At 66.5% G+C, this 15,880-nt stretch carries 8 protein-coding genes; 6 read left to right on the top strand and 2 right to left on the bottom strand.

The features are described 5' to 3' along the window. The first annotated feature begins 70 nt into the window (after window positions 1-70). The 3 genes from N5D48_RS16220 to N5D48_RS16210 all read left to right on the top strand — a co-directional run bounded on the left by N5D48_RS16220 (window position 71) and on the right by N5D48_RS16210 (window position 8,412). The gene (locus N5D48_RS16220) at window positions 71-5,152 is read left to right on the top strand and encodes a SpvB/TcaC N-terminal domain-containing protein (RefSeq protein WP_279886067.1); all 5,082 of its coding nucleotides are present in this window, start codon (window positions 71-73) and stop codon (window positions 5,150-5,152) included. 245 nt (window positions 5,153-5,397) lie between these two features. Next, window positions 5,398-6,072 carry a hypothetical protein gene (locus N5D48_RS16215; protein ID WP_279886065.1) on the top strand — a complete coding sequence of 225 codons (675 nt, stop codon included), beginning with the start codon at window positions 5,398-5,400 and terminating at the stop codon, window positions 6,070-6,072. Between the two features lie 567 nt (window positions 6,073-6,639). Then, a complete protein-coding gene (locus N5D48_RS16210; protein ID WP_279886063.1) occupies window positions 6,640-8,412 on the top strand; it encodes a hypothetical protein in 1,773 nt (590 codons plus the stop codon). A gap of 21 nt (window positions 8,413-8,433) precedes the next feature. On the opposite strand, the gene N5D48_RS16205 is transcribed toward N5D48_RS16210, so the two are convergent. Beyond that, window positions 8,434-9,111 carry a class I SAM-dependent methyltransferase gene (locus N5D48_RS16205; RefSeq protein WP_279886061.1) on the bottom strand — a complete coding sequence of 226 codons (678 nt, stop codon included), beginning with the start codon at window positions 9,109-9,111 and terminating at the stop codon, window positions 8,434-8,436. A gap of 215 nt (window positions 9,112-9,326) precedes the next feature. Beyond that, window positions 9,327-11,219: a penicillin-binding protein 2 gene (mrdA, locus tag N5D48_RS16200; RefSeq protein WP_279886059.1), complete on the bottom strand. Its 1,893-nt coding sequence runs from the start codon at window positions 11,217-11,219 to the stop codon at window positions 9,327-9,329. Between the two features lie 239 nt (window positions 11,220-11,458). Between mrdA and N5D48_RS16195 the strand changes: the two genes are divergently transcribed. The 3 genes from N5D48_RS16195 to N5D48_RS16185 form a co-directional block, all read left to right on the top strand. Then, a complete protein-coding gene (locus tag N5D48_RS16195; RefSeq protein ID WP_279886056.1) occupies window positions 11,459-12,184 on the top strand; it encodes a response regulator transcription factor in 726 nt (241 codons plus the stop codon). Next, the gene (locus N5D48_RS16190) at window positions 12,181-13,518 is read left to right on the top strand and encodes a sensor histidine kinase (protein ID WP_279886053.1); all 1,338 of its coding nucleotides are present in this window, start codon (window positions 12,181-12,183) and stop codon (window positions 13,516-13,518) included. The genes N5D48_RS16195 and N5D48_RS16190 overlap by 4 nt, the downstream gene beginning before the upstream one ends. A 143-nt stretch (window positions 13,519-13,661) precedes the next feature. After that, window positions 13,662-15,880, top strand: a 2,219-nt coding sequence (locus N5D48_RS16185; protein ID WP_279886050.1) for a TonB-dependent siderophore receptor, incomplete at its 3' end; no start/stop codon positions are given.

Here is a 15,880-nt window from a genome sequence, read left to right as displayed (position 1 = left end):
GAATTTCGATGATGGCTAATCACTGACAAATCGATCCGTCCACAGGACGAAGTTCGATTGGAGATGTTTCATGTCTGAGCAGACTGCACCCTTTTCGTCGCAGGGCACTCGCGCACCTTTCTATACCCCGCCGTCATTGCCCAAGGGCGGCGGCACCGTTTCCGTCGGCGGCGGCATGCTGTCCAGCGGCGGCCCCGATGGCGCCGCGGGCTGGCAACTGCCGCTGCCATCACCGGCTGGCCGCGCCTTGTCGGCCAGCCTGGCGCTGCAATATTCCTCTTCCGGCGGCAACAGCGCCTTTGGCGCTGGCTGGGAATGTAGCTTGCCGTCGATCTACCGCATGAGCCGCTTCGGCTTCCCTCGATACGCGGGGAACGACCGTATGGTCGGCCCTTCTGGCGAGGAAATCCTGCTGGCCGGCGCGGCCCGTCGGAGCACGCACCTGCCGTTTTCCAACGACATGGGCGCCTATCGGGTCACACCCTGGCAATCGCGCACGGGTGGCCTGATGGAGCGCCTGGAACACTGGGTGGACGAAGCTGTGGCCGGGGATCCCGGCTTCTGGCTGCACTACCTGGCCGACGGCAGCCTGTCGCTGTATGGCTGGTCGGCCGGCGCCCGCCTGCGCGACCCGGAAAACCCCGGGCATGTCGCCGGCTGGCATATCGAAGAGACCGTTTCCGCCCGTGGCGAACATGTGGTCTACCGTTACCGCGACGAGGACGACCAGGGCTGCGACGCCCTGGAACTCGCCGCGCACCCGCGAGTGGCCAACCTGTACCCGCAGGCGGTCTATGCCATGAACGCGACACCCTCGCAGGCGTTGCTGATCCCGCGCGATGGGTTCGACGCAACCGATTTCCTGACTTTCACCGTGTTCGACTACGGCGAGCGCGGCGCCGACCCTGACACGCCACCTGCGCCGCATCCAGTGCGCGATTGGCCGGTGCGCGAGGACCGTCATTCGTTCTGGCGCTACGGCTTCGATGTGCGTCTGCGTCGTCTTTGCCGGGACGTTTTGCTCTGGCACCGTACCGCGCGCATGGCCGGCCGGGCCGACGATACGCCCGAACTGGTGAGCCGCCTGCACCTGCAATACGACAGCAGCCCGGTGGCCAGCATCCTGGTGTCCGCGCAGCAGTTGACCGACGAGCCGACGAGCCGACTGCCTCCTCTGGAGTTCGAGCTGACCCAGCCAGGCAGGGCGCAGCCGGGCTGGGAGACGGTAGCGGAACTCGATGGCTTCTGGTCGCCCGCCTGGCAGATGGCCGACCTGCACGGCGACGGCATCCCTGGGTTGCTGTACCTGGAGGAGGGGGCCTGGCACTACCGGACACCGCAGCGCAAGGTCGGTAGCCAAGACGCCGTCACCTGGGGCGCGTCCGCGCCACTGCCGCTGCGTCCGGGCAATGCGAGCGGCACCCTGGTCGACCTGGACAGCGACGGCAGGCCCGAGTGGTTGGTCACTGCCGGTGGCCTGCGCGGCAGTTTCACCCTGGCCCCGGATGGCACTTGGGGCGGGTTGGTGCCCCTGACCGCGCTGCCGGTCGAATACGCTCATCCGCTGGCGCAACTGACCGACCTGACAGGTGACGGCAGGCCGGACGTGGTGATGCTGCGCGCCCTGGGCCCCCGTAGCGTTCGCCTGTACCCATCGGCTGGCAGCGCGGGATGGATGGCCGCCATGACCTCGGCGTACAGCGGGCGAGAACCGTTGCCGTCGGTGGACGACGCGGAGCGTCAGCTGGTGGCTTTCGCCGATCCGGCCGGCAGTGGCCAGAACCACCTGATGCGCATCACCGGCGACAGCGTGACGCTGTGGCCGTCGCTGGGCTACGGCAGGTTCGGCGAGGCGCAGGCCATCCCCGGCTTCGCGGTGGACGACTTCACGGCCGCGCGGGTACTGCTGGCCGACACCGACGGTGCCGGCACGACGGACATTCTCTACCTGCAGGCCGACGGTATCCGTGTGTTCATCAGCCAGTGCGGCAATCGCTATGAGGAGCGTGAGTTTGTACCGGCACCTGAAGGCGTGGCGCTGGATCCGACCTGCAAGCTGCAGGTGGTGGACCTGCAGGGCCAGGGCACGGCGCAGCTGTTGCTGACGGTCCCGCACCACGGCCCGGACAACGCGCCGCGCAGCTGGCTGTATCGTTTCAACGACCAGCGGCCCTGGCTGCTGGAAACCGTCGTCGACAATGCCGGCAGCCGCACCCAGCTGACGTATCGCAGTTCGGCCCAGGCCTGGCTCGACGAGAAGGCCGCCGCGCAGGCCTGCGGCGATCCGGCTCCGGTCAGCCATCTGCCGTTTCCGGTGCACACGCTCAGCCGGGTGACGACGATCAATGAAATTACCGGCCTGTGCCTGGGCAGTGAAACCACTTACCTGGGGGGCGTCTGGGATGGCGATGAGCGCGAGTTCGCCGGTTTCACCCGGTTGATCCAGACCGACACCCACGCCATCGCCGAGGCGACGGCGGCGCAGCTGTCGCCTCCGGCGCGGGTCTGTACCTGGTTCCATTCGGGCGTCGAGGCGCGTGACGCGGTCGCCCAGGAGGCCTGTACCGACATGGACGCTGCCTTCCCCCAAGGCCCGCTGCGCTTCACCCGGTGGACCGACCAGGGCGAGCAGGTCTTCGACCCTGCTCCGGACCTGCGTGCCTGGCTGTACCGCGCTGTCCGTGGTCAGGTCATGCGCACGGAGGTGTATGGCGATGACGGTGACGCGCGGGCCGACCGGCCTTACCGCGTCGAGCGGTCGCGCCTGTGCATTCGTGCCCATGCCAGCGCCGACAGCCTGCGTCCGTCGGCCCTGGTGACAGCGCAGCAGAGCCTGACGTTCAACTGCGAGCGCATCACCGAGGACCCTGTAGTGACCCAGGCCATCGTGCTCGAGCAGGACGCGTACGGGAATGTGCTGCAGAACGTCGCCATTCACTATCCGCGTCAACTGAGCGCCGAAGATCTGCGCCGGGAGGAGGCCGCGCGGCGCATCTACCCAGCCAGCCTGCCCGAAGGCCTGATCGAGGCCAGTTGCGATCCACAGCAATACACCTGCTGGGTCGATCTCACCCGCGCCACCGTGCACAACCTGCTGCAGGGCGATGACTTCGTCATCGGCCTGCCGGGAAGCACGCGACGGGATGTGCTCAGGTTCGCTGGCGTCGATGTGCCGCCTGGCGGGTTCAGCGTGGAAATGCTGCAGGAGCAGGGCCTGCCGCTGGACGACCCCGACAGGACCACCCTGGCGGGCTACGAGAAGGTGCTCTGGCGCGGCGCCGATGGCTGTGGCGTGTCCTCCACGCCGTCACGTCAGGCACTGGTGGCCTACACCCGTACGGCCATGCTGGACAAAACCTCGCTCGATGTCTTGCGCTCCACGTTCGAGCAGACCTTGCACGAGCTGGTAGAGGACGGGATGGGCGCGGCCGATCCGGCGGTGCTGGGGCGTGTGCGTCAGCGTCTGCCGGCCATGGACCAGCCCGAGACGCTTTATGGACTGCTGCTGGCGTATCTGCGCACGGCGACGGTGGACGAGGAGGGTTGCCAGTTGTTGCGTCGCGCGCTGAAGACGGTGATATCCGTGGATGCGTTGCGTGAGCGGTTACTGGCGGCGCCGGCAGCCGAGCTGCCCGCAGGGCTGCAGGCGGCGCTGCCCGGCAAGAGCCGGGTCGCGGATGGCGATCTTGGCGCCGTGGTGGCCTGGTTCGGCCGTCAGGAGCCACAGGGCGGCCCGGTACTGACAGCGCTTCAGGGGGCCGTCGCCAGCGCCTTGAGCGCCGCGTCGGCCGATGCGCTGTTCTGGCGCGCACTGATGGCCGTGCTGAACTCGGCGGACCTGGCCAGGGAGATGGCCGCTGAGGCCCAATCGTGGCTTGACGAGGTGCGCGCATGGCTTGGCACGCCGGTGCAGGCGCAGTCGCTGGCCGAATTGCTCAGGCGCGGAGGCTATGTCGCGATGAGCCGGCCCGAGGACGCGCCGGAGCTGGCCGACCCGCAGGATCCAGAGGCGCTCGGCGCGCCCGCAATCCCTGGCCTGCCCCGGGTCGAAGAGGCGTTTGCCGGTCACCACGGCATCACCGCCTACCAGGGCGCGGCGCATTTCTGGCAGCCGGCCATGGTGCAGGAGAGCACGGTGACGGGGCCCAGCCGGTTGGTCTACAGCGCGCATGACATCACGGTACGCGAGGTGACCGACGCCGCCGGGCTGACCTCCACGGTCGAGGCCCATGACTGGCGCTTCCTGGTGCCGGTGCGCCTGAAGGACGCCAACGACAACATCACCCAGGCCACCCTGGACGGCTTGGGGCGGGTGGCGCATACCCGCTTCCATGGTACCGAGACGCCGCCCGGTAGCGACGCTGCGGTGGTGACCGGGTACAGCCCGGACCTGGCCTTCGAGCCGCCACTCACCGTCGAGCAGGCGGTGGCGCTGAACCAGACCAAGGGCGTGCCGGTGGCCATGGCCTTTACCGTCGTGGCCGACAGCTGGATGCCGCTGGCGCTGCGTCCGGACGGCAGCCTCGATGAGCGGCGCCGTTGTGGCGTCTTGCGCTGGCGCCGTGAAGCCGAGCGCCTGCGCCGTGACGGCATCGCACCGTCATCGGGCCTGACAGGCCGCGTGCCACCCCACGTCATCCGCATTCAGACCGATCGCTACGATAGCGATCCTGAGCAGCAGGTGCGGGTGCAGGTGACGCTGAGCGGTGGCGAACAGCTGCTGCAGACCGCCATCCTCAACCCGCCCGGCAAGGCGTTCGTGCGCACCGACGAAGGTGCCCTGCAAACCGATGACCGGGGGTGCGCGGTAGTCGCGGACGCGACGATCCGCTGGGCGGTTACCGGCAAGACCCGGTTCGACAACAAGGGGCAGGCGGTGCAGGTGTGGCTGCCGTTCTATCTGGACGACTGGCGTTGGGTCAGCGACGACAGCGCGCGTGAAGGGATCCATGCCGACCGCCATGTGTACGATGCGCTGGGGCGTGAGTCCAGGGTGATACGGGCGTCCGGCGAGGATGTGCTAGGGCAATGGGCGAATTACGAGCGGCGCGAGCAGGTATACCCCTGGTTCACGGTGCGCGAGGACGAGAACGACACCTGGCAGGAGGTCGTCGAGCAGGCACGGTTGAAGGCTCGTAGCACCTTGCATTGAGCATGTGCTTGCGAGTTGCAGGGCGTGCAGCCGGGGCGCATGCATTGACCCCGGCTGCAGCGCGGTCTGCGCGCTTTTTCGCCAGGCGACAAGCACAGGGAACCTGATACCCATTGTTGCCTGGGTAGAAGCATCCCTATGACCTGATGCCTGGGAGCGCTGGCGGAGGAGGGCGGTAGCACTTCCCGCTGCTTGGGAAGGCTGCGTGGCGGTGCAATGCCACCACCTTGAACAGGAGATTTGTCATGCATCACACGCATTACCGTCGCCTTGCGACATGCTGTTTTCCGGGCCTGATCTGGGCCTTTCTGATATCACCCGGTGCGATCGCAGGGGCGACCGAATCGTCCGACCAGGCGCTGCAACAGCGCATGACATTGTGCCAAAGCCGTCTTGATGGTCTGGAACGACTGATGATCGAGCGCATCGAAAGCGCCGAACACCGTCTGGGCGGGCAATTGCAGAGTCGCCCCGAACTGGAGCGGCAGGCGCGCATGGCCCAGCGCAAGCTGCAGGAGGCGCGAGCGTTGTACGGTGATCCACCGTCCAGGCCGGAGCATCGCCTTTACATCCAGGGTTTGCAGAGTGAGATCGTCAACCTGCGGCGTGTGCTGGGCATCATTGAAGATGACGAGCGCACGGTAACGGTTGTCAGGCCGTACCTGAGAGCGACGCTGGAGCGTCGGCAAGACAACGCGCAGCGGCTGGACGATTTCGATTATGCCGTTCAGGAATGCGGCAGTTGGCCCAGAGACATCGCCGAATGCCATGCGCAGAATGTGCAGCCGTTGCGCAAGCCCCTGAATGGTGCTCTGTCGGCCAGCCACAGGCTGCTTTACGACGCTTGGCCAGCGCTGCGCAATCAGCAGGTCCGTTACCCCAGTTCCTGGGAGAACGACTGCGTCTTGTCCTCGCGCTGAATGACGCGCGTTGTCAATCCGTTCCCACTTCCATGTTTTTCAAGGTGTTCGCCGTTAGGGTTGCAGCGCCTATCAGATCGAGCGCCGCCCGCGCGGCGCATCGCGACGCAAGGCCGCTCCTACATTTGTTGCAACGTGCCGAACCTGTCAGGCCATGGTTGCCTGCCTTGACGCATGTCTTGAGACAGGTGAGGCGGCAGTGGTGCCCACGCTGAAACCGCGTCGTGCCAACAAGGCGGACCAGGTAATGGCACAGGATGGACTGGCCCGAAACAGATGTAGGAGCGGCCTTGCGTCGCGATGCGCCGCGCGGGCGGCGCTCGATCTGCTAGGCGCTGCAAGGCTTGCGGCATACACCTGGCGGCCCTCGCTCGGTCAACAGCTGCGCGCCGAAAAATCTTGAAAGGCATGGCCCTGAGGGCGGGCGACTGCCTACGTACAGCGGGATCGTTTCCTGCTTAAGCGCCCGGATGAATCCGCACATTGTCTGCGCAACAAGGCAAGCAGGGCGTTTCCTGCTGACTTGTGGGCAATAGCGAACCCCTCTCGACAAAAAGGATTCATCGCATGTCTGAAATCATTTCGTTCACCAATCGCAATGTTCTGCTGGAGGATCGGATCGCCGAGCAGACCTCGGCCCTGACCGAGGCAACCCCCCTGCAATTGCCAGGCGTGCATTCGCCCCTGGTGGCCAGTTTCAAGAGCAAGATCGAAGGCAACTACGACATCAGCCGCGCCAAGACCGATACCGATCACGCCATCGAACTGCTGTACATCGCCTACAACACCACGCCCCAGGAGCAAGGCGCCATCCGGGTTCGCATCTCCAGCATCATGCACCGGTTGATCCGCGCGCAGCAGGACAGTGAGCGCAGCATCAACGGCGCCGTGCGGGTGGCTCGGACCATTGGTAATCGACTGCGTTCGGCGCTGCCGGACTGGCTGGATGTGAAGGCGGACGATGATGGCGAGGAAATCAAAGCGTTCGTCAGCCGCGACTTGCTCGAGCTGGCGGTGGACATCGCCCAGGCCGCTGGCGGCGTGCGCGGCAGCCTGACCAGCATCGTCGAGGCATACGAGCAGATCCTGCGCGATATCGAAGAGGTCATGGCCAGCAGCGAGATCGCCCTGAGCGAAACGATCGAGGCCAATCGTCTGATCAAGGAGGAGATTCGCCAGGCCAGTGCCCGGCGTGCCGAACTGGACAGCCTGGTCACCTCCTTGCAGGAACAGGTCGACCTGTTCGACAGACGCGCGCGCGACTACGGCCGGCAAGCCAAGAGCGCGGAACAGAAGTCGTTCTGGGCATCGCTGCTCAAGTCGGTCACCCAGGTGCTGTCCGCTGTCGTGCCACTCGCCGCGATGGGCGCCTCCGGCGGTGGTTCGGCATTGCTCGGCGCCGCCAGCGTCGGTACCGTGGCGGGCCAGAACAGTGCCGCCAATGACCCGGCCAAACTGGTGGAAAAGTCCAATCTGGAATCTCGCCGCACCACCCAGGCGAGTGCCGTGTCCGCCCTGCAACGCACCGTTGCCGAACTGGAAACGCAGCGTGCCGCCGCCACCAGCGACCTGGCACGGGAAGAACTGGACAGGCGCCTCGAGCAGGTGCGTGGCGATCTGCGCGAGGCGCAGGCGCAGCTCGCCGCGCTCGAGGAGCGGCTGGGCGGATTGTTGCGCGAGCTGTCCAGCGTGGCTGGCGATGCGAGCCAGCAGTTACGCGAGCAGGCCATGTCGCTGCGCCAACTGGAGCGTCAGATGCTGGAAAACGTCGAACGCTACGAGGGCGTGAAGCGCGAGCAGGCCGCGGAGCTGGCACGTATCACGGTCTTGCTCGATGGCCAGCGTAGTGAGCAGCAGAGCATCGAACTGGCGGTCAAGTCGCTGAACCTGAGCGTGGCCGCGCTCAAGCGCAGCAAGGAAATCGTCGAGGAGATCGCGTTCTTCTTCAAATCCTTCGCCGACTTCCTGCAACTGGTCATCGACGAGGCGCTCGAGCGTGTGGAGGACTACGAGCGCGCAGGCAACAGCGAGTCGCTACGGCGCAACCGCCTGGCGCAACTGGTGAGCGCCACCGACCAGTTCTTCGTGACCCAGGCCGCCGAATGGCTGGCGGTGGGCGCCGTCTCGCAAGCCTTCGCGCAGGTCTTCAACGACGGCTGGAGCAAGCTGAACAAGCTGTCGGGCGACTACATCACCGGTGACAAGCTGGAGGCCTACCTGGCGCAGGCCTCGCATCAGCTCAAGGTGATCGTCGAGGACCGCGAAGCCGCCAGCGCCCAGCGCCTGGCGTCGTTGAGCAGTTACCGCGAGGAACTGGAGCGCCGGGCTGCCGAGGCCTGACCGGCGAGGTGGCCTATCTGCTCATCCGGGCAGGTAGGCCACCCAGCCTTTGAAGGTGAAACCGGCATAGAACAGCGCGATGCCTTCGAAGCCTGCCTGGCGCAGGATTGCCTCGTCCTGCTCGGCCGTGATCAACGGCAAGCGGCTGGCGATGGCGTTGATCGCGCTGCGTGCCTGCTCACGGGGGATCCCGCTGCTTTCGGCGAAAGCGGCATAGCGCTGCAGCCAGCGGGTCTTGTCCGGTTCGGCCTGTGGAAAGCTGTGGTGCGCGACCACCAGCGGTGCGCCGGGCTTGAGGCGCCGCGCCAGTTGTTCGAGGGTGTGCAGGCGCTGTTCGGCATCGAGGAAGTGCAGGGTCAGCAAGCAGGTGGCGCCGTCATGACGCCGCTCGGGCGCGCTGTCGATGTAGCCCTCGTGCAGCACGGCGCGGGGGGCCAGTTCGGCCAAGGTCTGACGGGCCAGGGCGAGCATCTCGGCGGACGGATCGACTCCAAGGAAGCGCCAGCCAGGGTGGGCCAGGGCGAAGGCCTTGAGCTCCAGCCCGCCACCGGCGCCGAGCACCAGCACCTGACCGTCGTCGGGGACCTTTTCGGCCAACAGCAGGGTGGCCATGCGTTGCAGGTCGAGAAAACCCGGGACCTGACGCACAGGGCCTTCGGCGTAGCGGGCAACGGCTTGCGGGTCGGAGAAAGTCGACATGAGGTGCTCCAGCGGGGGGATGGCGAAGCATACCTTGCATGCGCCTTTCATGGCGTGGGGCAAACCGCGGTGAGGCAAGCGACGCGATGCCAAGCGCCTCCTACAGGTTGGCGTAGTACCTGTGGGAGCGGCTTCAGCCGCGAACACCGGCTTAGCCGGTGCCAAGCACCGCAGGGGCTGCTTGGGCGGGTGAACCCGCTCCAATGGCGGCGCTTTCAGGTATGCGGAACGGCCTTGGCCGGCGCGGCGCCTGCATACTGCGCCTTCAGATGCCCTTGATCGTCCAGCAGGTACGCATCCATCACTTCGCGCACCACCGGCCCGGCCACCCGGCCACCGGCCTCGCCGTTCTCGATCATCACCGCCACCACCACCGCTGGATGTTCGGCTGGGGCGAAGCCGACGAACAGGGCGTTGTCGCGGTGGCGCTCGAGGGTCTTGTCGCGGTTGTAGCGCTCGCCCTGCTTGATCGCCACCACCTGCGCCGTGCCGCTCTTGCCGGCGATGCGGTACTGGGCGCCGGCCGCCGAAGCGCGGGCGATGCCGCGCGGGTCGTGCATGACCATCTGCATGCCCTGGCTGACCTGGTCCCAGGCGTGGCGGTCGTGCAGCACGATGTCCGGCATCGGGTGCGGGTCGGCCGGCGCCTGGCCGCCGACGGTGAGCGCCAGGTGCGGGCGGTGCCACGCGCCCTTGCTGGCCAGCAGGCTGGTGGCCTGGGCCAGTTGCAGCGGGGTGACCTGCATGTAGCCCTGGCCGATGCCGAGGATCAGCGTCTCGCCGGGGAACCAGGCCTGGCGGCGGGTCGCGCGTTTCCACGCCTGGGATGGCATCAGCCCAGGCGCTTCCTCGAACATGTCCAGCGAGACTTTCTGGCCCAGGCCGAACGCGGCCATGTAATCGTGCAGGCGATCGATGCCCAGCTTGTGCGCCAGGTCGTAGAAGTAGGTGTCGTTGGAGCGCATGATCGCGCTGTACATGTCCACCCAGCCATCGCCGCTGCGGTTCCAGTTGCGGTACTTGTGGTCGTAGTTGGGCAGCTCGTAGTAGCCGGGGTCGAAGACCCGGCTGCCCGGGGTGATCACGCCGCTGTCGAGGCCGGCGATCGCCACCTCGGGCTTGACCGTCGAACCTGGCGCGTACAGGCCGCGCAGCACGCGGTTGAACAGGGGCCGGTCGATGGAGTCGCGCAGTGCCGAGTATTGTTTGTAGCTGATGCCCTTGACGAACAGGTTGGGGTCGAATGCCGGGTTGCTGACCATCGCCAGTACATCGCCGTTGGCCGGGTCGAGCACCACCACCGCGCCGCGCCGGTCGCCCAGGGCCTTCTCGGCGGCTTGCTGCAGGTGGGCGTCCAGGCTCAGCACGATGTCCTTGCCCGGCACCGGGTCGTGGTGGTTGAGCACGCGCATCACCCGGCCCTGGGCGTTGGTTTCGACTTCCTCGTAGCCTACCTGCCCATGCAGTTCGTTTTCGTAGAAGCGCTCGATACCGGTCTTGCCGATCGACTGGGTGCCGCGGTACGCGGTGCTGTCGAGGGTCTTGGCTTCTTTCTCGTTGATGCGCCCGACGTAACCCACCGAGTGGGCGAAGTGCTCGGCCAGGGGGTACTCGCGAATGAACTGCGGCTCGACGTCCAGGCCGGGCAGGCGGAACTGGTTGACCGCGATCAGGGCGATCTGCTCTTCGCTCAGACCGACCAGCAGGGTCACCGGCTCGAACGGCTTGCGCCCACGGCGCAGGTCCTTGTCGAACTGGTGGCGGTCGTCCTCGGACAAGCCGAGAATCTGCGCCAGGCTGTCGAGCACCCTGGTCGAGTCGCCGGCGCGCTCGCGGGTCATGGTCAGGTTGAAACTGGGCTTGTTGTCGGCCAGCACCACGCCGTTGCGATCAAAGATCAGGCCGCGTTCGGGCGGGATCGGCAGCACGTGCACGCGGTTGTTCTCCGATACCGCGCTCTGCTGGTCGTGTTGCAGCACCTGCAACACATAGAGCCGGCCCACCAGCACCGCCACCAGGCTCATGACCAGCGCGGCGCAGGCCAGCAACCGGCGGTTGACCAGGTGCTTTTCCTTTTCGTGGTCCTTGAGGGGGATGGGCTGGGGCATGGGTGATCGCAGTGGTACGGGTGGGGGGGGGGGCGTGATGCTACGCGGGCGGGCAGGGGGGCTCAAGACAGGCCCCGGCGCGCGCTGTCGGTGGCGCGCCGTCGGCCCCGCTGCCAGAGGGCTGGCGGCGATCATGAAGTTTCCTTCATGTGGCGCGCCTTGGCACTGCGATTTGTGGCGCGGCGTCGGGTTTGTCAGAATGCGCGACAAGCAATCATTATCATTCGCAGAGTCAACCCATGCAGCCGGCGCCCGTCCCATCCTCTACCGTTCGCATTCTCGCCATCGAGGACGATCCTGTCCTGTCGGCCCATATCGGCAGCCATCTGGGCGAGCGCGGCTTCGCGGTGACCGTGCGCCATGGCGCCAGCGATGTCGCCGAGCTGCTGCGCGAGGGCGGTTTCGACCTGGTCCTGCTGGATATCCTGCTGCCCGACAGCAACGGCCTGGAGATTCTCGTGGAGCTGCGTCGCCGACAGCGTGTGCCGGTGATCCTGATGTCGGCGCTGGGCGCCGAGCAGGACCGCATCGTCGGCTTCAGTCAGGGCGCCGACGATTACCTGCCCAAGCCCTTCAGCATGGCGGAGATGGATGTGCGCATCGACGCGTTGCTGCGCCGGGTTGCCTACGAGCGCCAGGACCCGGTTGGCCACGAAGCGCTTGGCCGGGCCCTGGACCTGAGTTTCGACCCGCTGCGTGGTGATGTCTGCCATCGGCAGCGCTGGGCCGGATTGACCGGTTGCGAATACCGCATCCTCGAGACCCTGCTGCATGCGCCAGAAGAGGTGCTGAGCAAGACCTTCCTCTACCAGCAGGCGCTGAACCGGGCGTACTCGATCCATGACCGCAGCCTGGACATGCATGTCAGCCATATCCGCCGCAAGTTGCAGCTGATCGGCTACAGCACGGCTCGGGTGGAGACCGTGCGCGGCACCGGCTATGTGCTCAAGCGCGTGCAGCCATGAGGCTGCCCGACCGCCATTCGCTGTTCTGGACGTTGCTGGGTGGCATCGCCTTGCTCAGCCTGCTGATCATCAGCCTGCACGTGGACGTCAGCCAGCGCCTGGACATGGCCACTTCCACCCTTGGCGAAGCCGCGCGCAAGGAGCTGTCCGAATACGGCCGGCAGGCCGAGCAGGCCTGGGAGGAGGACGGGGAGGGCGGCGTCGACCGCTTTCTCGCCAGCCTGACGGCCGGTGAAGGTGTCTGGGCCGTGGTGGTCGGGCCTCATGACAGGTCGTTGTCGTCACGCCCCTTGCGCGGGCGTGAGCGCAAGAAGCTCCATTTCATCCGCTCGCTGGACTGGTCGGTTGGGCGGCCCGGTGGCACGCCGACCTTCTACGTGCCGTTCGCGCGCAGCGACGCGCAACTGGTGATGGACCTGCCGGCGCGGCTCAACCCGCGCAAGTACAACCATCTGTGGCGTGCCTTGCTGGAGCGGGTGCTGCCCGCCGGCCTGGCGCTGGGGCTGGGCGTGCTGCTGTTTCGCCGGGTCATCGCGCCGCTGGCGGTGCTGCGTCGCCAGGCCATCGCCCTGAGTGCCGGCGACCTGTCCGCCCGGGTCGGTGGCCAGCTGACCCGACGTCGCGACGAGCTGGGCGAACTGGCGGGGGCGTTCGACCATATGGCTGGCCGCCTGGAAAACACCGTGGCGTTCCAGCGCCAGTTGCTGCGCGACCTGTCCCATGAGCTGCGCACGCCGCTCAGCCGCCTGCGTGTCACCGGCGAGCGCGAGCAGGACAACGACGCGTTGCGCCAGCGCCTGGAGCGGGAGGTCCAGGGCATGGAGCGGCTGATCAACGACACCCTGGAACTGGTCTGGCTGGACACCGAGCGTCCGCTGCTGCCGTTGGCGCCGGTGGATGTGGGGCGGCTGTGGGAGGTGCTGTGCGAAGACGTCTGCTACGAGCGCGGCTGGCCCGTCGAGCAACTGCGCAACGCCTTGCCGGCCGGGTGCACGGTGCTCGGTCATCTCAACAGCCTGGCCCAGGCCCTGGAGAACCTGCTGCGCAATGCCGTGCGCCATTCGCCGCCGGGGGGCGTGGTCACCCTGGGCGGGCGGTGCGAGGGCCAGACCTGGCAGGTATGGATCGAGGACCAGGGGCCGGGCGTCGACCCCGAACAGCTGGAAAGCATCTTCCAGCCTTTCACCCGGCTCAATGCCGCGCGCCCCGGCGGCGATGGTTTCGGCCTGGGCCTGTCGATCGCGCGCAGTGTCACGCAACTGCAGGGCGGCGAGGTCTGGGCGCAGAACCGCGAGCCAGGTTTGCGGGTCACGCTGAGGCTGAGAAGTGTATAGATTGTAAAAAAGATTTACTCTCAAATGAGAATATATAGCATTCGTGCTCGTCCCGTGCTGACTTCGGGGCGCGCCGGATAGCGTCACCGCGTCATCCTCGCGCGCCTGATCCGCACAGCCCTCAACGCGCAAGGAGTGTTTCGATGCAGCCCCGATTCAAGCTCAACCATCTCTGCCTGGCCCTGCTGGCCGCGTCGCCCGCCATGCTGTGGGCCGCCACCGAGGCCCGTGACGGCGAGGTGCTGGAGTTGACTGACACCCATGTGGTGGCCAGCGCCGAGCAGGAGCTCAAGCAGGCATCGGGCGTTTCGATCATCAGCGCCGAGGACATCAAGAAGCGCCCACCGGTCAACGACCTGTCCGAAATCATCCGCAAGATGCCGGGCGTCAACCTGACCGGCAACGGCGCCAGCGGTTCGCGCGGCAACAACCGGCAGATCGACCTGCGCGGCATGGGGCCGGAGAACACCCTGATCCTGATCGACGGCAAGCCGGTGACGTCGCGCAACGCGGTGCGCTACACCCGTGCCGGCGAGCGCGACACCCGCGGTGACAGCAACTGGGTGCCAGCCGACCAGGTCGAGAGCATCGAGGTGCTGCGCGGTCCGGCGGCGGCCCGTTATGGCTCCGGCTCCATGGGCGGGGTGGTGAACATCATCACCAAGCGCCCGACCCAGGAAATGACCGGCAGCATTACCGCGTTCACCAACCTGCCCGAGGACGATGCCGAGGGCATGACCAAGCGCACCACCTTCAGCCTTGCCGGCCCGCTGACCGATGCGCTGACCTTCCGCGTCTACGGCAACCTGAACAAGACCGACGCCGACGACGCCGATATCAACCAGGGTCATACCAACACTGCCATCGGCTCGTCGCTGGCCGCTGGCCGTGAAGGCGTGCGCAACAAGGACATCAACGCGCTGGTGAGCTGGGCGCTGGACAACCAGCAGACGCTCGATTTCGAGACCGGCTTCAGCCGCCAGGGCAATATCTACACCGGCGATGTCGGCACCGGCGGCACCGATTCGCTGGTGCCCGGCACGGTCGTCAACGGCTGGCTGGGGCGCGAGACCAATACCATGTACCGCCAGGACTTCTCCGTCACCCACCGTGGCGACTGGGACTTCGGCACCTCGCGGGTGCTGGCGCAGTACGAGAAGACCCGCAACAACCGCCTGCTCGAAGGGCTGTCCGGCAGCGCCGACGGCGATATCAGCGGTAACGAGAAAGCCACCAGCACCTACGACAGCTACTTGGTCCAGGGCCAGGTGGACCTGCCGCTGGAGCTGTTGCGCCCGCAGACCCTGACCCTCGGCGCCGAGTGGAACTACCAGGAGCTCGACGACCCCAGCACCTTGAACCGCACCGTGGGCACCACGCTGCCAGCTTCCGCCGCTGGCGCGCGCCCCACCGACATGGACGCCACCATCATGGCGCTGTATGCCGAGGACAATATCGAGCTGACGCCTAACTGGTTCCTCACCCCGGGCCTGCGCCTGGATCACCACGATCAGTTCGGCGCCAACTGGAGCCCGAGCCTGAACACCTCGTACAAGCTCACCGAGGACGTCACCCTCAAGGCCGGTATCGCCCGCGCGTTCAAGGCGCCGAACCTGTACCAATCCAACCCCAACTACCTGTACCGCAGCAACGGCAACGGCTGCGCGCCGAGCCTCAATTCCAATGGCTGCTACGTGCTCGGCAACGCCGACCTTGATCCGGAGATCAGCGTCAACAAGGAGCTGGGCGTGAGCTTCGCCCGCGATGGTTGGAGCGCCAGCCTGACCTACTTCCGCAACGACTACGACAACAAGATCGTCTCGGCCAACGACGTGACCGGGCGCACCGCCAACAACGAGGCGATCCTGCGCTGGGACAACGCCCAGGACGCGGTGGTCAAGGGCTGGGAGGGCAGCATCGGCGTGCCGCTGCTGGGCGAGGCCGGCGAGGTGCTGAGCTGGAACACCAACTTCACCTACATGGACGCCAACGAGGACAGCGACGGCAACCCGCTGTCGGTGGTGCCGGAGTACACGGTCAACACCATGCTCGACTGGCAGGTGACCCAGGCGCTGTCGCTGAGCTTGACCGGGACCTACTACGGTAAGCAGGAACCGCGACGCTTCAACCCGACACGCGAGGTCAACGTCAGCGCGCAGAACGAGCTCAAGACCCTCGACCCGTACCACATCTGGGGTGTCGGCGGCACCTATCAGCTGAACAAGAACCTGTCGTTCGGCGCGGGTATCAGCAACCTGTTCGACAAGCGCGTGTACCGCGAAGGCTCGGGGACCAGCGCCGGCGCCGCCACCTACAACGAGCCGGGGCGCGCGTTCTATGCGTCGGTGACCACTTCGTTCTG

The organism is Pseudomonas sp. GD03858, assembly GCF_029840925.1.
Lineage (GTDB): Bacteria > Pseudomonadota > Gammaproteobacteria > Pseudomonadales > Pseudomonadaceae > Aquipseudomonas.
The sequence above is the reverse complement of the archived record's forward strand: the minus strand, read 5'-3'. Positions and strand labels throughout refer to the sequence as shown.